The following is a 22,122-nucleotide window of genomic DNA, read 5'->3' as shown; positions in this document are numbered from 1 at the left end:
CGATGAGCAGACCCGCAGACCTCCCCGGCATCACCCTCGTCCCCGAACTCTTCAACTCCTCCCGCCTCCACCGGGCCGGCGTCCTCTTCCTCCAGCTCCCGCTGTGGCTGCAGGCGCTGACCGTCTACGTCGCCTCCCGGATCGTGAGCATCTCGATCTTCGCCGCGGTGCTGCGCCGGCAGGAGGTCGCCGGCTGGTCGTCGAGCCCGGTGACGACGACGCTCGGCGACTTCCTCAACTTCTGGGACTCCGCATGGTACGCGCGCGTCGCAAGCGAGGGGTATCCCGCCACCCTGCCGGTCACCGAGACCGGTGACATCATCCAGAATCAGTGGGCCTTCTATCCGCTCCACCCGGCGATCACCGGGGAGATCGCGCGTCTGACCGGACTGAGCTACGAGGTCATCTCCCCGCTCGTGTCGACGATCGCCGCGGGCCTGGCCTCGATCGTCATCCTCACGCTCTTCCGCAAGTTCGTCCCGCCCGGCCAGGCGCTCACCGCACTCGCATTCGTCATGGTCTTCCCGCCCGCGGCGGTGTTCTCCACCGGCTACGCCGAATCGCTCACCCTCCTGCTCCAGGCCCTGGCCCTCCTCTTCGTCGTCGAACGCCGCTACCTCACGGCGATCCCCGTCGTCATCCTCATGGACCTCTCCCGGCCCATCGGCGTGGCGTTCTCGTTCTTCATGCTCTTCGTGCTCATCGACCGCTTCCTCCGCCGCCGGACCGATCCGTACCCGCTCGGGGAGGTCGTGCGCTCGTGGACGCTCGGCGTGCTCTCGTGCGTCGCGGCTCTTCTCCACCCCATCCATGCGTGGCTGACGACGGGGTCGATAACGGCCTACACCGACACCGAGGCGGCCTGGCACACCGGGACATCGTCGTACTTCGTCCAATGGCTGGGGGCGGCCAATGGCCTCGTCGGTCCGTTCGGACCGCTCCTCCTCTTCGGCGTCATCGCCGGAATGCTCGCCCTCATCTTCTCGCCCGCGGGTGCGCGGATGGGCCGGACGCTGCAGCTCTTCTGCACCGCCTACGGGCTCTACCTGCTCATCTTCTTCACCCCGCAGACCTCGACTCTGCGCCTGCTGCTGCCGCTCTTCCCGATCGCGCTGACCCTGGCGGCGGTGCGCTCGCGCGGGTACCGCGTCGTCGTCATCGCGGCGTTCATCATGCTCCAGATCGTCTGGGTGGGCTACCTCTGGCACTTCACTCCGCCGTCCGACCTGCCGCCGTGATCTGCGACAATTTCGGCAAGTGTCCCCGTGCGAGTGCGGTTCATGGAATAATCGGACTATCACAGTGGGCTGATCGTGTGATCTGTTCACTCTGTTCAAACAACGAAAGGTTGCGCCCACATGGCAGCTCAGAAACCCCGCACCGGCGACGGACCTCTGGAAGTCACCAAGGAAGGCCGCGGCATGGTCATGCGGCTTCCGGTGGAGGGCGGTGGCCGACTCGTGATCGAGCTCAGCGCTGACGAAGCGACGGCTCTGCACGACACCCTCGCGGAGACCCTGGGCATCTGACCGGCAGCACAGCCCGCATGAGAAGCAGCAGAGACGATTCGTCTCTGCTGCTTCTCTGTCTCTGCCGCTTATCTGCCCATCGGGGAGCCTGGCCTGCGAGTGCGGGAATGGGTCAGCGCCACGTCTTCTGCACGGCCAGCAGGCCCTCGCCGATCGGCAGCAGGACGCGTTCGAGGCGCTCCTGAGCGGCCAGCCGGTTGAGCAGACCCCGTGCCGCCTGCGTGCGCGCGGACCGGTCGACGGGGTCGGCGACGCTGCCGGCGAGCAGCGTCTGGTTGATGACGAGGAGCCCCTGAGCGTCGAGGAGACGCAGCGCCGGTTCGATCATCCGCTCGAGCCCGACGGGGTCGACGTCGAGGAAGACGAGGTCATAGGCGCTCGGGGCGAGGCGGAGGAGGACATCCTCGGCGCGTCCGCTCATCAGTCGCAGCCGCCCGGGACGGATGCCGGCAAGGTCGATGAGGTCGCGGGCGGCACCCTGCGCGGTGGAGTTCGTATCGATCGAGGTGAGTATCCCGGCGTTCGGCATGCCGCGCAGAAGTGCGAGCGTCGACGTTCCGGTTCCTGTGCCGACCTCGACTGCGGCGACGGGGCCGAGGAGGCGCGCGAGCAGGGTGAGGGTGGCCGAGGTCGTCTGCGACACCGGGCTGATCCCGTACTCGTGGGAGAGGGTCCGGGCGGCGTCGAGCAGCGCGTCAGGTCCGTTGTACTGCTCGGCGAACGTCACATCACCGGCATGCTCACGTGACAATCGACCCCTCGCTTTCCGCTGCTGCTCAACCGTCAGTCTAACCGCTCCTCTGGGTCTCTTCCGTGGCGCGCCCACAACGCGTCGAGATCCTCTGGGCTGAGAAACGCCGAGGTGAGCGCCTTCTCCAGGGTGTGAGCGGTGGCTTCGGCCCGCCAGTGGTCCCGGGCGCGTCCGAGCAGCGGTGCCGGCAGGGAACCGGCGGCGTTGACGACGCGCCACCAGGTGACGTTCGCCCCGTACTCCTTCATCACACGGCCCACGTAGCGGGGCGAGCAGGAGGCGACGACGCCGACGGTGCCGTAGCTGACGACGCGGCCGGACGGCACGAGTTCGACGATGCGCAGCACGCGTTCGACGACGACCTCGTCCACGGCTTCTCTCCTTGCGAACGGGGACACGACCTGAGAACGAGCATACTTCTCAGCGGCGTTAGAATGGAGATCATGTTTGGCGTCAACGGCACCGAGATGGTCATCCTCGTGATCGTCGCTCTCGTAGTGATCGGCCCCAAACGCCTCCCCGAATACGCCCAGAAGCTGCGCGACCTCGTGCGCCAGCTCCGCCGCATGGCCGAGGGTGCGAAGGACAACGTCAAACGCGACTTCGGCGACGACTTCAAGGACGTCGACTGGCAGAAGCTCGACCCGCGCCAGTACGATCCGCGTCGCATCGTCCGCGAGGCCCTCGTCGAAGAGGATTCGGCGATCCGTGAGGCCAAGCGCCGCGAGGAGCTCGCCGCTCCCGCCGCCCAGGACGACACGGAGGACCCGAATGGCGCTGCAGGAACCGGTGCTGCGGGGAGAGCTGCAGGTGGCGCTGCCGGTGCCGCCGGGGGAGCTGCCGCAGCGGCTTCGCCGATCGAGCGGTTCCAGGCGCAGCATGTGCGCCGCAATCGCGCCGAGGCGGCCCCCTTCGACTCCGAAGCCACCTGACTGAGCCCCTCGTCTCCACTGCACTGCCGCCTCAGCGCCACCCCGAGCCGTTGCTCGCAGGCCGGCTGCTGCCCGCCGACCGTCCGCTGCACGCCGACCGCTGTTGAGCACAGACCAATGGCCCCGTCACCGACGTGACGGGGCCATTGCTCTGTGTGCTCAGCGCGCCCGCGAGCAGCTGATCCTGCACGGCTGACCGCCTCAGCGCCTGACCGGCTGCAATGCTCCTGCGCGCAGCGCGCCTCAGTTGCGGTGGACCGCGGGATGCTCGGGGTTCGAGCACAGCGCCGTGGAGTACCCGCGGCAGAAGTACTCGGCTCCGCTCTCCATCGTCTTCTCCGAGAAGAGATCGGACACGGTCACGGCGTAGAGCCCCTCGTCCGCGATGGTCTTGAACACCTCCGGTGCCGCATCGATCGTCGTCGGATGGATCGAGTGCATGAGCACGACCGAGCCGGGCTTCGCCGCGGCGCGGACGGCGTCGACGATCATCGACGCGCTCTTGTGCCGCCAGTCCTCGGTGTCGACGTCCCACATGATCGCCGGATGGTCGATGGCCTTCGCCGAGGCCTTCGACATCGCACCGTAGGGCGGGCGCATGACGGTGACCTTGCCGCCGCCGGCCTTCTCGATCGCCTTGTCGGTGTCGCCGATCTGCTTCTTCACCGCCTCAGGGCTCTCCTTCGACAGCTGCGGGTGGCTCCACGAGTGGTTGCCGAGCTCGTGTCCGGCCTCAGCCATGCGACCGACGACCCCGGGATTGTGCTCGACGTTCTTGCCGAGGAGGAAGTACGTGAGACGGATCTTCGCGTCCTTCGCATCGGCGAGCAGCTTGTCCTCGATCGACGTCTCTCCCGGACCGTCGTCGTAGGTCAGGGCCACGCACGGCAGCAGGGCGCACGAGTAGTCGGGATCGCGCTCATCGGCCCCCTGCGGCAGGTTGACGGGGGTGTGCAGCGCTGTCGTCACCGTCCGGCCGAGAGCGGTGAGATCGTCGGTGTCCACCGGCTCGCCGCCGACGGTGAGCGCACCGTTCTCATCGGCGCCGATCGCGCCCGGGTCCGTCTTCGCCGTGAAGAGGTCGGCGGCCTCGACGGTCGTGTCCTCGGCGAGGTCCGTGACGAACACCGTCGTCGCTGCGGCCGGCGCCGAGGCGGGCGTCGAGCTCGGGGCGGGCGTCGAGGTGCCCGGGACGCCGAGCTGCGGGCTCTTCGGTGCGCGGTTCTCCGTCACGGCGCTGACGAGGTAGTCACCGCCGGCGGCGAGGACGCGGTTGCTGTAGTCGACTTCCCCGCCGGTGGTGCCGGGGGTATTCGCCGAGGCGGTCGGCTGCGTCGATGTCGAGGCGGTCGGGTTCGCTGCGGGTGCGGTGAACCTCGAGGCCTCCCACCGCTCGGAGGGGTCGGTGACGACGGGGCTGAAGGCCTTGCGGTCGCCGAACGCGCCGGCGGATTCGAAGCCGCCGAGGACGACCTTCTCCGTGGCGGCGGCCAGGGACTTCGCACCGGGCAGACCGAAGAGGTGCGCATCGGAGCTCGGCGTCGTCTTCGCATCGACGACAGCGTAGCTGCGCAGGGCCGACGTGAGCGTCTGCAGATTGTCCTCGGCGGTCGACCGCTGCGCCTGAGACGCGGACGAGCCGTCACGGGTGCCGTCGGCGACGACGCAGCCCGACAGCAGGGTGAGGGCAGCGGAGACGGCGGTGAGGGCGGCGAGGGGACGCAGGGCACGGCGACGCGAAGGGAATGTCAAAGAGAGGTCCTAAAAGCGACTGTGGGGGATGCTCGCCGTCCAGTCTAAAGGACCGCCCTGACACGCTCACGACAGCGGCAGTGAAGCCTCTCACCTGCTCTGATGGGTCTCACCAGCACTGACGGGGACGCTGCGGGAGCGTCGTGAGACAGATCTCAGGGCAGAGATCACACCGGAGTTGCACGATTGTGATCACCGATGACGAGCAGTGACAACGATGTGACGTGATCGTCGGCGTGTCGTCACACAGGGCTGAGGCCGAGCGAGCGTCCCGAGAGGCCGCGCGAGCGCTGCGCGAGGCGCTCGGCCAGCGAGTCGAACGCCTGCGCGGCAGGGGAGTCGGGGCGGCTGAGCACGACGGGCGTGCCCGCATCGGAGCCCTCCCGCACGAGCGTGTCGAGGGGGATCTGGGTGAGCAGCTCCACCTCGGTGTTCGTCGTCGCGGCGAGATTCTCGGCCACGGTCTGCCCGCCGCCGGTGCCGAAGACGTCCATCCGGGTGCCGTCGGGCAGCTCCATCCACGACATGTTCTCGATGACCCCGGCGATCGGCTGGTTCGTCTGCGTGGCGATCGCGCCGGCCCGCTCGGCGACCTGCGCCGAGGCCTGCTGCGGGGTGGTGATGACGAGGAGTTCGGAGTTCGGCAGCAGCTGCGCCACGGAGATCGCTATGTCGCCGGTGCCCGGGGGCAGGTCGAGGAGCAGGATGTCGAGGTCGCCCCAGAAGACATCCGTGAGGAACTGCTGGAGGGCGCGGTGGAGCATCGGTCCCCGCCACACGACGGCCTGGTTGCCGGGGACGAACATCCCGATGCTCATCACCTTCACGTCGTGGGCGACCTGGGGGATGATCATGTCGTCGACCCGGGTGGGCTGCCCGGACAGGCCGAGCATCGTCGGGATCGAGAAGCCGTAGATGTCGGCGTCGACGAGACCCACGCGCAGGCCCTTCGCGGCCAGCGCCGCGGCGAGGTTGGCCGTCACCGAGGACTTGCCGACCCCGCCCTTGCCGGAGGCGACGGCATAGACCTTCGTCAGGGACTCCGGCTTCGCGAACGGCACCTCCCGGGTGCCGCCGGGGCCCTGGAGCTTCTCCCGCATCGCGGTGCGCTGTTCGGGAGTCATCGTCCCGAGCTCGACGACCACCTCGGTGACGCCCTCGAGCCGGCCCACGGCCGCCTCGGTGTCGCGGGTGATCGTGTCCTTGAGCGGGCAGCCGGAGATCGTGAGGAGAACGGTGACGGTGACGGTGCCGCCGTCGACGGCGATGTCGGAGACCATGTCGAGGTCGACGATGTTGCGCCGGATCTCCGGGTCGATGACGGTGGTGAGGGCCTCCCTCACGGCGTCGATGGTCAGGGCGCTGCTCATCAGCGGCCTCCCTTCGTGTCGCGCGGGCTGTGGTCGTCTGCTCCGCCGCTGTCCTTGGCGGCGTCCTCTTCGAGCTCCTTGAGCAGATCTTTGAGCTCGGAGCGGATGAAGTCGCGGGTGGCGACCTCGCGCATCGCGATGCGCAGGGCCGCGACCTCACGGGCGAGGTATTCGGTGTCGGCGAGGTTGCGCTCGGCCCGCTGCCGGTCGTGCTCGAACTCGACGCGGTCGCGGTCGGCGCTGCGGTTCTCGGCGAGCAGGATGAGCGGGGCCGCGTACGAGGCCTGCAGGGAGAGGATGAGGGTGAGCAGGGTGAAGTTGAGCGAACGCGGATCGAACTGCACCGCCTCGGGCAGCAGCGTGTTCCACAGCAGCCACACGGCACAGAACACCGTCATCCCGACGAGGAACGCCGGGGTGCCCATGAAGCGGGCGAACGCCTCGGCGCCGCGGCCGAAGGTCTCCGGGGAGATCGCGAACCGGGGCAGCTTGCGCTTCGAGGAGCGGGGGACGTCGAAATCGTCGGTCGGCATGGTTACCCCCTTCTGTGGTCGTCGCGGCCGGTCGTGCGCCAGTCCTCGGGCAGCAGCTCGTCGAGGACGTCATCGACGGTGACGACGCCGATGAGTCGGTCGTTCTCATCGGTGATCGGCACCGACACCAGATTGTACGCCGCGAGGAACTTCGTCACCTCGGCCAGCGGGGTGTCCGGCGGCATCGGGTCGACCTCGGTGTCGAGCATGATGCCGACCGCCTCGTGCGGCGGATGGCGCAGCATCTCCTGGATGTGGACGAGGCCGAGGTACTTGCCGGTCGGGGTCTCGATGGGCTGGCGGCACACGAAGATCGCCGCGGCGAGCGCCGGCGGGAGGTCCTCGCGGCGGACGTGGGCGAGCGCCTCGGCGACGGTCGTCTCCGGGGTGAGGATGACCGGTTCGGTCGTCATCAGACCACCGGCGGTGTGCTCGTCGTAGGAGAGCAGGGTGCGCACGTCCTCGGCGTCGTCGGGCTCCATGAGCGTGAGGAACCGCTCGGCCTGTTCGTCGGTGAGCTCGCCGAGGAGGTCGGCGGCGTCGTCGGGCTCCATCTCCTCGAGGACGACGACGGCTCTCTCCGTGTCGAGGGCGGAGAGGAGTTCGACCTGGGTCTCGTCCGGCAGCTCCTCGATGACGTCGGCGAGGCGTTCGTCGTCGAGGGCGCGGGCGACCTGGAGACGGCGCTCGGGCGTCATCTCGAAGAGGACGTCGGCGAGGTCGGCCGGCTTCGTGTCCTGGTACGCGGCGATGAGCTGCGTGGCTTCCTGATCGTGGGCGGAGTCCGCGGGATGGTCGGCGTCCGTCCACGAGATCTGCATCGTCTCCCCGCGCCGGCGGAAGGCGGAGAAGGCGCTGCTGCGCTCCTGGACGCGACGGACGAAGAGGCGGGTGACCTCCCAGTCGCGGTTGACCTGCTGCTCGATGCCGACGTCCTCGATCTGGACGGGGGAGTCGTCCTCGCGCAGGCGCAGGCGGCGGTCGAGGAGGTCGTTGACGACGAGGGTCTCCGAGCGGCGCTGCTCGAACCGGCGCATGTTGACGAGTCCCGTGGTGATGACCTGACCGGCGTCGATCGAGGTCACCCTCCCCATCGGCACGAACACCCGGCGGCGTCCGGGCACCTCGACGACGAGCCCGATGACGCGCGGGTACTGGCGCATCGTCGTGCGGTAGACGATGACGACGTCGCGCACGCGGCCCACCTGATCGCCGAGGGGGTCGAAGACCGGGGCGGAGATGAGGCGGGCGACGAAGACGCGTTTCGAGGAGCCACTCATATCCTCAAGCCTACTTCGTGGTCACGCCCTGGGCGGCGTCGTCCACATCACGTCCCGGTCGCCAAGTCGTCTTGTCGCCGGACTGCAGGATTCGCCGGCAGCGTCGTCGGACCGTGTCAGCGAGTGCAGGTGTGCCTGATGCACCGTCCGGCCGTGCCGCCGAGGTGGATCCGGCTCGAATGCGCGCGAGATTTCGAGCGCGATCCACCTCGCTGCCGACCTGAGCAGCCTATGGAAGGTGGCGGGGCGGGCCCGGTCGATGGGGCGTCTGCCCGGGCGCTGTTGCGGCGTTCGCACGGCCGTTGCTCAGGGAATGGCGGCGAAGGCGGCCGTGAACTCGGGCGCGAGGTCGGTCAGGGTCGGCGGCTGGTCCCACGACGGGTCGACGGGGACGGCGCTGACGGCGGCGTCGACCATGGCGAGGGTGATCGCATCGGCCGCGGCCGCGTGGATCGAGACGAGGTCGGGTGTCGCCTCGGCGGCCAACGGCACCGTGCCCGTGCTGATGGCGAACACCGTATCCCCGTCGAAGTGGGTGTGGGAGGGCAGGATCGCTCGGGAGATGCCGGCGTGGCCGCTCGCGGCCATCCGCGTTGCCTGCGCCGAGTCGAGGGCGGCATCGGTCGCGACGACGGCCAGGGTCGTATTCGTCGCCGAGGTGGCTGCCCCGGAGTCCCCGACATCCTCGCTCTCGGGATCTGCCGCGGTCTCCGGCATCGGCAGCCCGGGCACGGGAGGAAGGTCCCACCCGAATGCGCGGAGGAGGGGAGAGGCCCAGAGGGTGCCGTCCGGGGTGCCGATGGTCCCGAGCGCGTTGAGTGCGACGAGGGCTGCGACGGTGTGTCCGCTGGGCAGGCGCAGCGCGAACGACCCGAGGCCGCCGCGCATCGTCTGAAACCCGATCCGCGCACCGCTGGCCCCGCCGACGCTGCCTCTCACGCTGGGGGCGCGGTCCGCGCCGCCACTCGCGCCCGCGCCGCCTGTCGGGTCCGGGCCGTCTCTCGAGTCCTCGCCGACAGCGCGGCCAGTGCCGGCCGCCGCGAGCGCCGCCCGCACCGCCGCCGCCCCCTCAGCGGGTGTCGGCGGGGCGACGGGACCGCTGCCGCGACCGAGGTCGTAGAGCGCGGCCGCGGGGACGAGCGGGATGACCGTGCCCGGCGGGTGAGGTGCGGGAAAACCGCGACCCGCCTCGGCGAGGGCCTCCGACACCCCGGCGACGGTGCGCAGACCGATCGCCGATCCGCCGGTGAGGACGATCGCATCGGCCCCGTAGGCATGGGTGCCCGGAGCGATGACGTCGGTCTCGTGCGTCGCCGGGCCTCCGCCGCGCACATCGACGCCGACCGTCGATCCCGGCGGCGGCACAAGTGCGGTGACACCGGTGAGGCGCTGCCGGGTGAAGTCACCGGCATGCCCGAGTCCGATCCCGGGGATCTCGAGGATGCCCCGCCCGCGGGTCGGGGTCGGGATCATCGACCCTGGACCCAGGCTTCGATCTCCTCGCGGGTGCGGGGGAACCCGGCGGAGAGGTTCTCCACTCCGTCGGCGGTGACGAGGACATCGTCCTCGACGCGCACGCCGATGCCGCGGAACTCCTCGGGCACGAGGAGGTCGTCGGCCTTGAAGTAGAGACCGGGTTCGATCGTGAAGACCATGCCGGGCTCGAGCACGCCGTCGAGGTACATCTCCGCCCGCGCCTGCGCACAGTCGTGGACGTCGAGGCCGAGGTGGTGGCTCGTGCCGTGGACCATCCACCGGCGGTGCTGCTGACCCTCGGGGGAGAGCGATTCGGCCGCGGAGACCGGGAGGAGACCGAACTCCTCGAGCCTCGCGGCGATGACCTCCATCGCCGCCTCGTGGAGTTCGCGGAAGCGCACGGTGCGCTGCGTGTGCTCGGCGGCCACGGCGAACGCGGCATCGGAGGCGTCGAGGACGGCGTCGTAGATCTTGGCCTGCACCTCGGTGAACGTGCCCGACACCGGCAGGGTGCGGGTGATGTCAGCGGTGTAGAGGGAATCGGCTTCGGCTCCGGCGTCGACGAGGACGAGATCGCCGTCGACGACGGGTCCGTCGTTGCGAATCCAGTGGAGGGTGCACGCATGGTTGCCCGAGGCCGCGATCGTGTCGTAGCCGATGCCGTTGCCGTCGGAGCGGGCGGCGGTCTCGAAGGCGGTTTCGATGACGCGCTCGCCGCGGCGGTGGGCGACGGCCTGGGGCAGGGAGGCGACGACGTTGTCGAAGCCGGCGCGGGTGATCGCGACGGCCTCGCGCATCGCCTCGATCTCGTGGTCGTCCTTGACCAGGCGCAGCTCGGACAGCGCCTGGGCGAGTTCGGCATCCCCGGCCTCGGAGGTCTCGAGGTCGGCCTGGACCTGCGTGCGGGCGAGGTCGATGACGGAGTCAATGCGGGTGTCGGCTGCGCGCACGAGGCGCACGGAGATCGCGCCGAGGTCCTTCGTGATCGCATCGTCGACGGTCGCCGAGTTCGCGGTCGCGATGCCGGTCATCGTCGCCATCGCCTCGAGGTCGGCGCGCGGGCCCACCCAGTACTCGCCGTAGCGGGCGTCGGAGAAGAACTCCTCCGTGTCGGCGCCGGCGCGGGGACGGAAGTAGAGGGTGACGGTGTGCTCGTCGCCCTCGGGTTCGAAGACGAGGACGGCGTCGGGTTCGGAATCGGCTTCGAGGCCGGTGAGGTGGATGAACGCCGAATGGGCGCGGAACCGGTAGTCGGTGTCGTTCGACCGGACCTTGAGTCCGCCGGCGGGCACGACGAGGCGCTCCCCGGGGAAGGCCGCGGAGATCTTCGCCCGCCGCTCAGGGGTGAACCCGGCGGCCGCGAGGGCCTCGGCGTTGAGCGGGGTGCGATCCCAGCCCTGCGCGACGAAGTCGCGGAATGCGCGGGAGCTGGGACGGTGCGAGCGGTTGTTGACGCGGTCGTTGATCGGCTGGTCGGTCTCCGTGCTGTCTGTCATGCCTCCATTCTAGGCACGCGGTCAGGACGGCTCCGGCGAGTGGATAGACTTGAGGGCATGGTCATCGATCTCCATGCACACACGGCGTTCTCGGACGGGACACAGAGCCCGTCCGAACTCGTTTCCGAAGCCTCGATGGAGGGCATCGACGTCGTCGGCATCACCGATCATGACACGACCGCAGGATGGGCTCCCGCCGAGGAGGCGGCCCGGGTCTACGGCCTGGGCCTCGTCCGCGGGATGGAGATCTCGTGCCGTCATGAGGGGATCAGCGTCCATCTCCTCTCCTATCTCCACGACCCCTACGACACGGGCCTGGCCAGCGTCGTCGAGGAGACCCGGCGGGCCCGCCTCGACCGGACCCACCTCATCATCGACCGGCTCGCCGAGGACTATCCCATCGACATGGACGCCGTGCTCGCCGTCGCCGGCGAGGACGCGACGATCGGGCGCCCCCACATCGCCGATGCGCTCGTGGCCGCCGGGCTCGTCGAGACCCGCTCGGAGGCGTTCGCCTCGATCCTCTCGAGCCACGGCAAGTACCACGTCACCCTGCCGACGATCGACCCGATCACCGCGATCCGCCTCATCGCCGAGGCGGGGGGCGTGTCCGTCTTCGCCCATCCCCGGGCGGCGATGCGGGGTCTCGTCGTCTCCGATTCCGCGATGGCCGACTTCATCGCCGCGGGACTCGACGGACTCGAGGTCGACCACCGGGACAACCCGCCGAACGAACGCGAGATCATGAGGCGCCTCGCTCACGACCACGACCTCATCGTCACCGGGTCGAGCGACTACCACGGCACGGGCAAGCCCAACCGCCTCGGCGAGCATTCGACGTCCGAGCACATGCTCGCCAAACTCCTCGACCGCGCCGCCGGCAGGCCCGGGGGAGTCGAGTTCATCCAGGGGTGAGCGCGGAGTCAGCGCCCTCGATCAAGCGATGGGCGCGTGCACGGCCCGCTGTCCGCACTGCCGCGTGATCGAGCGGGGGTCGCGGGTGCGAGGTTCTTCGGCAGACGACGAACGCCCCGCCGCAGGTGACTGCGGGCGGGGCGCCGGTGGTGCCGGTCTCACTCGGTGCCGGTGTCCGAGGCCTCGGCACGGCTCGTGCGACCGACGGGCTTGCCGCCGCGGGTGCGACGACGCTGCCGGTTGCGGCGGGGCTTCTTCGCATCGGTGTCGGCCGCGGAATCGCCGCCGCGGGAGTCCGAGGAGTCGCCGCGACGGGAATCGGACGGGGATTCGCTCTTCTCCCCGCTGCGCCGACGGCGGGCCGGGCGCTTGTCCTCACCGACGTTGTCGGAGGATTCGCCGTGCTTGTGGGGCAGACGCCCCTTCGTGCCCTTCGCGATGCCGAGGTCGGAGAAGAAGTGGGGAGAGGTCGAGTACGTCTCCGCGGGCTCGTCGTGCTCGAGGCCGAGGGCCTTGTTGATGAGCCGCCAGCGGGGCATGTCATCCCAGTCGACGAGCGTCACGGCGGTGCCGGAGTTGCCTGCGCGACCGGTGCGGCCGATGCGGTGGACGTAGGTCTTCTCGTCCTCGGGGGACTGGAAGTTGACGACGTGGGTGACATCGTCGATGTCGATGCCGCGGGCGGCGACGTCGGTGGCGACGAGGACGTCGACGGTGCCGTCGCGGAACGACTTCAGCGCCTTCTCCCGCTGCGCCTGCCCGAGGTCGCCGTGCAGCGCCCGGACGGCGAAGCCGCGGTCGGAGAGTTCGGCGGCGAGCTTGTCGGCGGTGCGCTTCGTGCGGGTGAAGATGATCGTCCGCCCGCGGCCCTCGGCCTGGAGGAGACGGGCGACCATCTCGCTCTTGTCCATCGAATGCGCGCGGTAGACGAACTGCGTCGTGTTCTTGCCCGTCAGCGAGAGGTCCTCGTTGTCATGGGCGCGGATGTGGGTGGGGCGATTCATGTAGCGTCGGGCCAGGGTGATGACGGCGCCGGGCATCGTCGCGGAGAAGAGCATCGTCTGCCGGTTCGCGGGAACGGCGTTGATGATGCGCTCGACGTCGGGGAGGAAGCCGAGGTCGAGCATCTCGTCGGCCTCGTCGAGGACGACGGTGCGGACCTTGTTCAGCTTGAGCACCTTGCGGCCGTAGAGGTCGAGGAGGCGTCCGGGGGTGCCGACGACGACGTCGACGCCGGCCTTGAGGGCATTGATCTGCGGATCGAAGTCCTTGCCGCCGTAGATCGTGATGATGTCGATGTCACGTTGGCTCGACGCGGTGACGAGGTCCTGGGCGACCTGCTTGGCGAGCTCGCGGGTGGGGACGACGACGAGCGCCTGCGGCAGGCGCTGACCGGTGTCGGCCGCGCCGTCCTCGTCCTTGCCGACCACGCGCTGGAGGAGGGGAATGCCGAAGCCGAGCGTCTTGCCCGTTCCGGTCTTCGCCTGCCCGATGATGTCGGCGCCCGAGAGCGCGACGGGAAGCGTCATCGCCTGGATCGGGAACGGGTGGGTGATCCCGGCCGCTGCCAGGGAGGCGACGATCGGTCCCGACACCCCCAGATCAGCGAAATCGGCGTCTGTGTCCGCCATGTCTCAAACTCCTTTTGGCGCCTTCGCGCCCGTGCTGGATGCGAACCGGTACTCTTGAGCTATGCCCGATTCTTACCCCTTGGCCAGTACTGATGCTGCAACGCTTGCGCTGGTCGCGTACGGTGAGCTCACCGCCTTCGAGAGAATGGCGACCAATGCGTCCACGGCTGTGGAGCTCGACGACACGGTGACGCTGTCACGGCTGGCATCGCACTCATTCTCGCACTTCGAAGAGCTTTCGCAGCGCATCAGTGAGTCGGGCCAGGATGTGATCGAACTCTGCAGGATCTTCGAGCCGACGTTCTCCGTGCTGGCGGAGAGGACTCGTCCCCGTGACTGGTACGAGAGCCTCATGAAGGGCTTCGTCTTCGACGGGATCATGAACGACTTCTATCGCATGGCGGCCGATAAGCTCGCAGAACCCGAGCACAGCCTGGCAATTGCTGTTCTCGATGATACACGGGCCGCCGACTTCGTCCGCAATCGGCTGACCGCCGACGTCGGCGAGGACACGCAGCTGGCCTCCCGGCTCGCCCTGTGGGGACGCAAACTCGTCGCCGAAACCCTCGGTCGCGCCCGGCACCTGCTCACCGACCCGGTCCTCGGTATCGACGAGGCCGTCATCGTCGAGGCGATCCCCGCGGTCACCGCGAACCACTCTCGCCGCATGTCGGCCCTCGGCCTCGTCGCATAGGTATAGGTGTCGCATTGGCATAGGTGGAGACACGGCAGAGGCCCGGTCACGATGACCGGGCCTCTGCGCTGTCCGACTGCCTCAGGCGACGCCGAAGCCGACGCGTCGGGAGGTCTCGCTGCCGAGTTCGATGTAGCCCAGCGCCGTCGACGGCACGAAGACCTGGCGGCCCTTCGTGTCGGTGAAGGTGAGCAGAGCCTCGGCCTTGACCGCTTCCTCGATGCGCGTGGCGAGGTCCTGGGCGGACTCGTCCGTGTCGAGGACGATCTCACGCGGGGACTGGCGGACGCCGATCTTGATTTCCATTGTTCTCCTTAACGCGGTGGTAGTCGTCCTCAGCTTAACGTTGCCCTCGCCCCGGTTTCTTCCCGCCTCGCAGGGCTCGGCGCTCGGCTCTCAGCGAACGCGAACGACCGCGGGTGGAGCCGACGGACGCTCGATCGGGGCTATCGTCGGGTCCGCCCTCCGCCCCGGCCGAGCGGCGGGGGCGGTCCTCAGCGGGTGTGGGTCGCGAAGGAGGAGAGTCCGCCCCAGCTCATCTGGGTGAGCAGGTCGACGGTCGCATCGATGTCGAGTTCGTGCGTCGCCTCGATCTGCTTGATGACGACCTCGGCGGTGCCGATGAGCGTGCGGCACAGCAGATCGGCGTCCGCGTCGTCGAGATCGGTGAAGCTCTGGAGCGCACTGACGATGCGGGCGACGGTGCCCTCGCGCATCGTGCGCACACGCTGCTGCGCCTCGGGCTCGTAGACATCGGAGTTGAAGAGGATGACGAACTCCTCGCGATGGGAGATCGCGAAGTCGAAGTACGCCCGGTAGGTCGCGCGGATGCGCTCGCGGGGGTCATCGGTCGAGTTGAGCGCCTGCGCGACCTGTCCGGCCAGGTGCGCGGCCGAGTGGTCGATGAGGGCGAGGTAGAGGTCCTGCTTCGACGCGAAGTGCTGGTAGAGGACCGGCTTCGACACGCCGGCCTCCTCGGCGATCGTGTCCATCGACGTCGTGCGGTATCCCCGATTGGCGAACACGGCGCGCGCCACCCCGACCAACTGGTCACGGCGCTGTTCACGGGGCATTCTCTGCTGCGGACTCGGCATCCCCCAATCCTACGCGAATCCGCCCCGCGACCCGGGAGCGAACACCGTGTCAGCGGCACATGATGGAATACGGGTATGGATGACCAGGCACCCGATCACTCGGCGACGCTGTCCGCGGCGCTGCTCAACCGCGAATCCGCCGCCGTCATCGGACGGCCGGGGACGGGGAAGACGACGCTGCTCGAGGCGGTCTACGGCCGCCTCGTCGAGTCCGTCGATCCCTCGTCGATCCTCGTCCTCACCCCCAACCGCGACCATGCCGACGTCCTGCGCAACACCCTTCCCGTCCCCGCCGAGGCGATCCTCCGGGCCGCTCCGGCCCGGAGCATCTCGTCGTTCGCCTACGGCATCGCCCGCGCCGCCCACGCCACCCGCACCGGGGAGGAGCTCGAGTTCGTCTCAGGCGCGGACCAGGACGTCTTCCTCGCCGATCTCCTCGCCGGCCACGAGGCCGGTCACGGACACACCCCGCACTGGCCGACCGACATCACCGCCGAGGTGCGCGCCACCTCGGCGTTCCGCACCGAGATCCGCGACGTCCTCAACAGGGTGATGGAGTTCGACTTCGGGGTCCGGCTGCCGCCTGCCGACGAACACGGGGAGTACGTCTTCGACGCCGGACGCAGCGCCCTGGAACGGGTCCTCGCGACCCACCCCGACCCGCGGTGGGAGGCCGTCGCAGCGGTGCTCGAGGAGTACCTCGGGATCATGAGCATGCCCGGATACGGGGGCATCGATGCGGCGACGGTGCTCGCCCGCGCGGCCTTCGAGATCCTCCGTGAACCCGCCGAGGTGACCGCCGGGCGGCCGTGGTCGTTCTCTCCCGATCGGGTTCCCTCCGTCGTCCTCGCCGACGGGGTCCAGGACTTCCCCGCCGCCAGCTGGGGCGTCCTCGAGCAGCTGCGCGAACGCGGGACTGCGCTTGCGCTCTTCGGCGCCCCGGAGACGGTGACGGGCCGCTTCCACGGGGCTGACGCCTCCGTGCTCGACCGGGCGGCCTCCGATGCCCGGTTCGAAACTCTCGTTCTCGACCGCGTCGTCGACACCGATCCCGAGCTCGCGGCCGTCTCCGACGGATTCGGCGCACGGATCACCACCCGGTGGGGACTCGGGCACATGCCGCGTCCGCTCATGTCTGCCGCGGGGGAGGACGCGGTGGGGGACGACGCGGCTGCGCCCGCCGGGTCGGAGCTCACGACGGACGAGGCCGTCGAGACCCATGTCTTCGCCGGTGCCGCGTCGGCCCACCGCTACCTCGCCCGACGCATCGCCGAGTACGTCGCCGCCGGGCACTCCCACTCCGATGTCGCCGTCATCTGCCGCAACGCGTCGACGGCACGGGTGACCGCCGGCGAACTCCGCGCGGCGGGCACGCCGACGGCGACGATCGTCCAGCCCCTCAACGTCGACCCGGCGACCGCGCCCCTGCTCGACCTGCTCACCCAAGCGCCCGGCCTGGGCGACGACGACACCCTCACCCGGGTCGCACTGTCCCTGGCCGGCAGCGTCTACATCCGCCTCGACGCCGTGCAGCTGCGCCGCTTCCGCCGCCTCGTCCGCAGCGCCTACCCGGCCGCCGACAGCACGGCATCGCTCGCCCTCGCGCTCCGCGACGCCCCAGCGGACTCACCGATCCCGGGACTGTCGACGCTGTCCCGGATGCTCAGTGCCGCCGCCGACCACGCCGATGCGGACCCGCACACCGCGCTCTGGGCCATCTGGGAGGCCGCCGGCGTCGCCGAACGCTGGCAGACCGAGGCGCTGCGGGACCCCGACGGAACTGCCGGAGCCCACCTCGACTCCGTGCTGCGCCTCTTCACCCTGGCGGAGAAGATCACCGACCGCGGCGGGTTCACCGCCCGCTCGTTCGCCGGCATCGTCGCCGAGCAGGACATCGCCCAGGACTCGCTCGCCCGCACCTCCGGGTTCGCCGACCACGTCCAGGTCGGCACCCCGGCCTCGCTTGCCCACCTCCGTGTGCCCTGCGTCATCATCACCGACGTCAACGAGGGGGTGTGGCCCAACCCGAAGCTGCGCGGCGGCATCCTCGGACTCGGCGACCTCACCGCGCTCCTCGCCGGCGACGACCCCGTCACCGCGGACCCCGGCTACCATGCGCACGCCAAGCGCACGAACCTCCGCGAGGAAGCCGAGCTCTTCTACACCGCCCTGACGCGGGGCCGGGAAAAGATCATCGTCACCGCACTCTCGGACTCCGAGTCCGCGCCCTCGGCGTTCTTCGACGTCATCGCCGCAGCCACGTCACGCGGCACCGCCTCGACCGACGGATACACGCTCACCGACGAGGATGAGCTGCCGCCCCTCGACCTCGCCGAGATCGCCGCGCTGGCCCGCTCCCAACTCCTCGACGCCGCCCGCGACTCCGCCGGTGAGGGAGACGATCCGACGCCGGCAGCCGCCGCGGACTGGGCGGCACTGTCGGCGGCGCTGACCGCCGCGGTTCCCGGGTCGCGCGCACCCGGACAGTGGCGGGAGGCCGAGGACGTCACCTCGACGGCACCGCTGTTCACGCCCGACGACGACGTCACCATCTCCCCGTCGCAGGTCGAGACATTCTCCGACTGCTCGCTGCGCTGGTTCCTCACCCGCCACGGCGGTGACCGGGGAGGGACGACCGCGCAGAGCATCGGCACGATCCTCCACGCCGCCGCCGAACACCATCCGACCGGCCCGACCTCGACGATCAGGGAGTACGTTGAACGCGAGTTCGCAACCCTCGAGTTCGCCACCGACTGGGAGCGCGAACGGGAGCACACGGCCGCGATGGCCATGGTCGACCGCCTCGGCGAGTACATCGAGGACGCCCCCGGGTCGGTGCTCGGCGTCGAAGCCCAGGTTCATGCCTCCGGCGTCGACGACCTCGGGCAGGAATGGACGATCACCGGCCGGCTCGACCGGGTCGAAGCGACCGCCGACGGGGTGCGCATCGTCGACTTCAAGACAGGACGGAATGTTCCCGCCGGCGCCGACATGCCCCGGCACGCCCAGCTCGGCGTCTACCAGGAGGCCGTCGACTCCGGGACGCTCACCCTGCCCGACGGCCGGGTCGTCGACGTCGAAGCCGTCGGCGCCGAACTCGTCTTCCTGCGTCGGACGAAGTCGACGAAGCGGCTGCAGGGTGCGGTGAGCGCCGACGAGGACCCGGACTGGGCGCGGGAGCTCATCGGTGAGGTCTCGACGAGGATGCGCTCCGCGGACTTCCCGGCCCGCGTCGACCCGCCGAAGTGCCTGAGCTGTCCCGTGCGATCGTCGTGCCCGGCGATCGGCCCCCACATGCTGGAGGAGTCCTGATGAGATTCAGCGCCGACGACCTCGCTCGGCTCACCGCCGCCGATCCGACGCGCGCGTTCGGTCCGAGTCCCGAACAGCAGCGCATCATCGAAGCCGACCCCGCCCAGACGATGAAGGTCACCGCCGGCGCCGGATCGGGCAAGACCACCGTCATCTCCCAGCGCGTCGTCTGGCTCGTCGCCAACGGGCACGTCGCCCCCGAGGAGATCCTCGGCCTCACCTTCACCCGCAAGGCCGTGGGGGAGCTCGGCAGCCGCATCCGGGTGCTGCTCTCGCGTCTGCGGCACAACCTCGGCGAGGGCAGCGACCTCGCTCTGCCCGGCCTCGACTATCCGACGGTGTCGACGTACAACTCGTATGCGGCCGCGATCGTCGGCGAGCACGGCGCGAGCATCGGCATCGAACCCGAGACCGTGCTCCTCGACGAGGCGGGTGCCCACGCGATCGCCGCCGAGGTCATCGATGCCGCGTCCGCCGAGGCGGTGCCCGGCAGCTATGCGCGGGACACGATGATCGCCGACATCATCGCGTTCGCCGGGGCGATGAACGACCATGGCCGTGATGTCGCCGAGGTGACCGACTACCTTGAGGCGTGCCTGCGGGCGCTCGTGTCGAGCAAGGGCAAACCCGTCGACCCGAGCGGTCGGCGTCGGAAGCTCGAGGAGAAGATCCGCACGGCGGCCCTGGCCGGGGAGTACATGAGCGCGAAGCGCCGTCATCTCGCCATGGACTTCTCCGATCAGGTGCGGTTCGCCCAGCGCATCGTCGACGAGGTGCCCCAAGCCCTGGCGGCGGAGCAGGCGAGGTGGAGGATCGTCCTCCTCGACGAGTTCCAGGACACCTCCGTCGCGCAGCTCACGCTGCTCTCCACCCTGTTCTCGAGGACAGCGGTCACCGCCGTCGGCGATCCCCGGCAGGCGATCTACGGGTGGCGCGGCGCCAGCGCTGACAACATGATCCGCTTCGACGCGGACTTCACCGACGTCGAGCCGCTGACCCTGAGCACGAGCTGGCGCAACGACCGGACGATCCTCGACGTCGCCAACCGGGTCGCCGACGGGCTCACCGGCAGCCGGGAGACGCCCCTGACGACCCGCCCCGACGCCGGGGTCGGCGACGTCGTCGTCGACGTCTCCTCCGGCGCACACGACGAGTCGTTCCTCACCGTGGGGCTGCGCTCGCTCACCGAATGGGCGGCCGGACTGCCGGAGGGCGCCTCGACTGCGGTGCTGTGCCGCAAGCGCGCGCACTTCGCCCCCGTCACCGCCGCGCTCGAGACCGCGGGCTTCGCCGTCCACGTCCATGGGTCCTCCGGCCTGCTCAGCGACCCGTACGTCGCCGACCTCCGCGCCGTGCTCAGCGCCGCGGTCGATCCGCTGGCCGGGGACGAGCTCATGCGGCTGCTCAGCGGGCGGCTGCTCGGCCTCGGCGCGACCGACATCGCCGCGCTCTCGGCCTTCACCCGACGCCAGGCGAAGGGCCGGGAGACCGCAGCGAAGTCGCAGGCTGCCGGCGGGGGAGAGCTGCTGGCCGAAGCCATCGACGTGCCGACGATCGTCGAGGGCCTCGACGAGCTCATCGACCTTCCTGCCGCGCGGGCCACCGGGCTCAGCGACACCGCCCGCGAGCGTCTCGTCCGCTTCGCCCGGGCCCTGCGCGCGGTGCGGGCGGGCACCGGCACACTCACCTCGGTGGTGCGCACCGCGCTGACGGAGACGGGCATCGACTCCGACATCTGGGCGCTCGGCGACGCCCTGCGCCGGGTCCACCGCCAGGCGATCGACGGGTTCCTCTCCGCCGCCGCCCAGTACTCGGCGACCGCCGAGCGGCCGAGTGTGCCCGGCTTCCTCGAATGGCTCTCGCTCATGGAGGTCAAGGACGCGCTCAGCGCCGCCGAGCCGACCGTGGCCCCGGGAGCGATCAACGTCATGACCGTCCACGCCTCGAAGGGACTCGAGTTCGACGCCGTCGCCGTGCCCTCGCTCGTCGTCAAGGACTTTCCGACCGAACCCCGGGACAAGGAGGGGTGGATGGGACGCACCGCCCTGCCCTATCCGCTGCGCGGGGACCGCCTGCACCTCGTCGACTACGACCTGCGCAGCGCCGAGTTCGAGACGAAGAAGGAACTCGACGAATGGGTCAGCGAGTTCATCAAGCCGGCCGTGGCCGAGGCGCATGAGCAGGAGGAGCGGCGGCTCGCCTACGTCGCGTTCACCCGCGCCAAGCATCATCTCTGGCTCGGCGCCGAGCTCATGGGATCCCGGTCCACCCCCGACGAGCTCTCCCCGTTCCTTCGTGAGGCCGCCGAGGCCGCAGGGCTCAACCCGGAGATCCCCGACCCCGCGGAGGAGTCCGCGGCGGATCGGATCGAGACGACGGTGTGGCCGGTGCCGCGCACCGAGCGGGTCGCCATCGCCGAACGCGCCGGGCGCTGGGTGGAGGCCGCCGGTGACATCGACCTCGAGACCGTCGCGCGCGGGGACTCCCCGGTGGCCGTCCTGGCCAGACGCGCCCAGGCCATCCTCCGCGCCCAGGAGCCGGCGGCGGAGGGACGACTGCCCGACCGCCTGTCGACGACGGACCTCGTGTCATGGCGGCGGGACCCGGAGGAGTTCCGCACGCAGACGCTGCGTCCCGTGCCCGAACCCCCGAGCCGGGCGGCGGAGATCGGCACGAGCTTCCATGCCTGGGTCGAGCGGCACTTCGGACAGGCGAGCATCGACATCGATGAGCTCGAGACCGTGCGGCCGGCCGACACGGCGCAGCTCACGCGCCTCCAGGAGACGTTCCTCGCCTCGGACTTCGCGCGTCGGCAGGCGGCGGAGATCGAGATGTCCTTCGAGCTCGTCCTCGGCCGGTTCCGGGTGCCCGGGAAGATCGACGCCGTGTTCATCACCGGTGACCATGCCGAGGTCGTCGACTGGAAGACGTCGAAGAGGCCGAACGCGGAGACGCTCGAGGTGATGAAGTGGCAGCTGGCGCTCTATCGGTTCGCCGTCCAGCGGGTCCACCCCGAGGTCACCGAGGTGACCGGGACGTTCTACTTCGTCGGCAGCGACGACGTCGTCAGCTTCTCCGACCTGCCCGAGGAGGATGAGGTGATCGCATGGCTGGCCGTCCACGACTGAGCGCGAGCGGGTGAGTGCGGGCGGACACCACTCGAAATGGGAGCATCGGAGAGCGCACGAGTGCGCGCGGGTCAGCTCCGCTCGGGGCTGCTCGACCGCTCAGTGCTGCGCGCCTGCGCGGAGTCCCCGGGCCGCTCAGCCGTCGGGGACGCCGTCGGCTCGTCAGCGTCGTCCGCTGACTCGGACTCGGCCGTTGACTCGGACTCGGCCGTTGACTCGGCAGCGGGCG

General features: G+C 69.9%; 18 protein-coding genes. 7 read left to right on the top strand and 11 right to left on the bottom strand.

The genetic code is table 11. The features are described from left to right. Positions 1–2: 2 nt before the first annotated feature. Both ABD154_RS02320 and ABD154_RS02315 read left to right on the top strand, forming a co-directional pair. On the top strand, positions 3–1,238 hold the full coding sequence (locus tag ABD154_RS02320) for a hypothetical protein (RefSeq protein ID WP_344249830.1): 1,236 nt from the start codon (positions 3–5) through the stop codon (positions 1,236–1,238). Positions 1,239–1,358: 120 nt separating this feature from the next. After that, on the top strand, positions 1,359–1,529 hold the full coding sequence (locus tag ABD154_RS02315) for a DUF3117 domain-containing protein (RefSeq protein WP_009375197.1): 171 nt from the start codon (positions 1,359–1,361) through the stop codon (positions 1,527–1,529). Between the two features lie 112 nt (positions 1,530–1,641). On the opposite strand, the gene ABD154_RS02310 is transcribed toward ABD154_RS02315, so the two are convergent. Then, positions 1,642–2,280, bottom strand: a complete 639-nt coding sequence (locus ABD154_RS02310) for an O-methyltransferase (protein ID WP_211977799.1) — start codon at positions 2,278–2,280, stop codon at positions 1,642–1,644. Between the two features lie 32 nt (positions 2,281–2,312). Then, entirely contained in the window at positions 2,313–2,651 is a 339-nt protein-coding gene (locus ABD154_RS02305; RefSeq protein WP_344249818.1) for an MGMT family protein, read from the bottom strand. A gap of 72 nt (positions 2,652–2,723) precedes the next feature. On the opposite strand from ABD154_RS02305, the gene ABD154_RS02300 reads away from it, so the two are divergent. Continuing rightward, positions 2,724–3,212 carry a twin-arginine translocase TatA/TatE family subunit gene (locus ABD154_RS02300; RefSeq protein WP_344249816.1) on the top strand — a complete coding sequence of 163 codons (489 nt, stop codon included), beginning with the start codon at positions 2,724–2,726 and terminating at the stop codon, positions 3,210–3,212. A gap of 243 nt (positions 3,213–3,455) precedes the next feature. Here ABD154_RS02300 and ABD154_RS02295 read toward each other — a convergent pair whose 3' ends face one another. The 6 genes from ABD154_RS02295 to ABD154_RS02270 form a co-directional block, all read right to left on the bottom strand. Beyond that, positions 3,456–4,964 (bottom strand): polysaccharide deacetylase family protein, encoded by a 1,509-nt coding sequence (locus ABD154_RS02295; protein WP_344249814.1) that lies wholly within the window; start codon positions 4,962–4,964, stop codon positions 3,456–3,458. A 242-nt stretch (positions 4,965–5,206) separates the two neighbouring features. Then, entirely contained in the window at positions 5,207–6,334 is a 1,128-nt protein-coding gene (locus ABD154_RS02290; protein ID WP_344249812.1) for an Mrp/NBP35 family ATP-binding protein, read from the bottom strand. After that, positions 6,334–6,867, bottom strand: coding sequence for a DUF1003 domain-containing protein (locus tag ABD154_RS02285; protein WP_198498556.1), 534 nt, complete (start codon positions 6,865–6,867; stop codon positions 6,334–6,336). Before ABD154_RS02285 ends, ABD154_RS02290 begins: the two co-directional genes overlap by 1 nt. Positions 6,868–6,869: 2 nt before the next feature. Then, positions 6,870–8,147, bottom strand: a complete 1,278-nt coding sequence (locus tag ABD154_RS02280) for a magnesium transporter MgtE N-terminal domain-containing protein (RefSeq protein ID WP_198498557.1) — start codon at positions 8,145–8,147, stop codon at positions 6,870–6,872. Positions 8,148–8,453: 306 nt separating this feature from the next. Then, positions 8,454–9,620: a P1 family peptidase gene (locus ABD154_RS02275; protein WP_344249808.1), complete on the bottom strand. Its 1,167-nt coding sequence runs from the start codon at positions 9,618–9,620 to the stop codon at positions 8,454–8,456. After that, a complete protein-coding gene (locus tag ABD154_RS02270) occupies positions 9,617–11,119 on the bottom strand; it encodes an aminopeptidase P family protein (protein ID WP_344249806.1) in 1,503 nt (500 codons plus the stop codon). The genes ABD154_RS02275 and ABD154_RS02270 overlap by 4 nt, the downstream gene beginning before the upstream one ends. Positions 11,120–11,176: 57 nt before the next feature. Here ABD154_RS02270 and ABD154_RS02265 point away from each other — a divergent pair, with 57 nt between their 5' ends. After that, the gene (locus ABD154_RS02265; RefSeq protein WP_344249804.1) at positions 11,177–12,034 is read left to right on the top strand and encodes a PHP domain-containing protein; all 858 of its coding nucleotides are present in this window, start codon (positions 11,177–11,179) and stop codon (positions 12,032–12,034) included. A gap of 158 nt (positions 12,035–12,192) precedes the next feature. Here the strand turns inward: ABD154_RS02265 and ABD154_RS02260 are convergent, their stop codons facing one another. After that, positions 12,193–13,665: a DEAD/DEAH box helicase gene (locus ABD154_RS02260; protein WP_344249802.1), complete on the bottom strand. Its 1,473-nt coding sequence runs from the start codon at positions 13,663–13,665 to the stop codon at positions 12,193–12,195. 61 nt (positions 13,666–13,726) lie between these two features. Here ABD154_RS02260 and ABD154_RS02255 point away from each other — a divergent pair, with 61 nt between their 5' ends. Then, complete coding sequence (locus ABD154_RS02255) at positions 13,727–14,359, top strand: ferritin-like fold-containing protein (RefSeq protein ID WP_140955187.1); 633 nt, start codon at positions 13,727–13,729, stop codon at positions 14,357–14,359. An 81-nt stretch (positions 14,360–14,440) separates the two neighbouring features. On the opposite strand, the gene ABD154_RS02250 is transcribed toward ABD154_RS02255, so the two are convergent. Then, a complete protein-coding gene (locus ABD154_RS02250; protein ID WP_198498562.1) occupies positions 14,441–14,665 on the bottom strand; it encodes a DUF3107 domain-containing protein in 225 nt (74 codons plus the stop codon). A 188-nt stretch (positions 14,666–14,853) separates the two neighbouring features. Continuing rightward, complete coding sequence (locus ABD154_RS02245; protein ID WP_232623565.1) at positions 14,854–15,453, bottom strand: TetR/AcrR family transcriptional regulator; 600 nt, start codon at positions 15,451–15,453, stop codon at positions 14,854–14,856. A gap of 75 nt (positions 15,454–15,528) precedes the next feature. Between ABD154_RS02245 and ABD154_RS02240 the strand changes: the two genes are divergently transcribed. After that, positions 15,529–18,765: a PD-(D/E)XK nuclease family protein gene (locus ABD154_RS02240; protein ID WP_344249797.1), complete on the top strand. Its 3,237-nt coding sequence runs from the start codon at positions 15,529–15,531 to the stop codon at positions 18,763–18,765. Continuing rightward, the gene (locus ABD154_RS02235) at positions 18,765–21,893 is read left to right on the top strand and encodes an ATP-dependent helicase (protein ID WP_344249795.1); all 3,129 of its coding nucleotides are present in this window, start codon (positions 18,765–18,767) and stop codon (positions 21,891–21,893) included. Before ABD154_RS02240 ends, ABD154_RS02235 begins: the two co-directional genes overlap by 1 nt. Positions 21,894–22,122 lie beyond the last annotated feature (229 nt).

The sequence above is a fragment of the Brevibacterium sanguinis genome (assembly GCF_039528855.1).
GTDB classification, from domain to species: Bacteria; Actinomycetota; Actinomycetes; order Actinomycetales; family Brevibacteriaceae; genus Brevibacterium; species Brevibacterium sanguinis.
This window is presented reverse-complemented; position numbering and strand designations above follow the sequence as displayed.

Coding starts and splice junctions, on each gene's coding strand:
- ABD154_RS02320 (WP_344249830.1), top strand. CDS start 3: ATGAGCAGACCCGCAGACCTCCCCGGCATCACCCTCGTCCCCGAACTC.
- ABD154_RS02315 (WP_009375197.1), top strand. CDS start 1,359: ATGGCAGCTCAGAAACCCCGCACCGGCGACGGACCTCTGGAAGTCACC.
- ABD154_RS02300 (WP_344249816.1), top strand. CDS start 2,724: ATGTTTGGCGTCAACGGCACCGAGATGGTCATCCTCGTGATCGTCGCT.
- ABD154_RS02290 (WP_344249812.1), bottom strand. CDS start 6,334: ATGAGCAGCGCCCTGACCATCGACGCCGTGAGGGAGGCCCTCACCACC.
- ABD154_RS02285 (WP_198498556.1), bottom strand. CDS start 6,867: ATGCCGACCGACGATTTCGACGTCCCCCGCTCCTCGAAGCGCAAGCTG.
- ABD154_RS02280 (WP_198498557.1), bottom strand. CDS start 8,147: ATGAGTGGCTCCTCGAAACGCGTCTTCGTCGCCCGCCTCATCTCCGCC.
- ABD154_RS02275 (WP_344249808.1), bottom strand. CDS start 9,620: ATGATCCCGACCCCGACCCGCGGGCGGGGCATCCTCGAGATCCCCGGG.
- ABD154_RS02270 (WP_344249806.1), bottom strand. CDS start 11,119: ATGACAGACAGCACGGAGACCGACCAGCCGATCAACGACCGCGTCAAC.
- ABD154_RS02265 (WP_344249804.1), top strand. CDS start 11,177: ATGGTCATCGATCTCCATGCACACACGGCGTTCTCGGACGGGACACAG.
- ABD154_RS02260 (WP_344249802.1), bottom strand. CDS start 13,665: ATGGCGGACACAGACGCCGATTTCGCTGATCTGGGGGTGTCGGGACCG.
- ABD154_RS02255 (WP_140955187.1), top strand. CDS start 13,727: ATGCCCGATTCTTACCCCTTGGCCAGTACTGATGCTGCAACGCTTGCG.
- ABD154_RS02250 (WP_198498562.1), bottom strand. CDS start 14,665: ATGGAAATCAAGATCGGCGTCCGCCAGTCCCCGCGTGAGATCGTCCTC.
- ABD154_RS02245 (WP_232623565.1), bottom strand. CDS start 15,453: ATGCCGAGTCCGCAGCAGAGAATGCCCCGTGAACAGCGCCGTGACCAG.
- ABD154_RS02240 (WP_344249797.1), top strand. CDS start 15,529: ATGGATGACCAGGCACCCGATCACTCGGCGACGCTGTCCGCGGCGCTG.
- ABD154_RS02235 (WP_344249795.1), top strand. CDS start 18,765: ATGAGATTCAGCGCCGACGACCTCGCTCGGCTCACCGCCGCCGATCCG.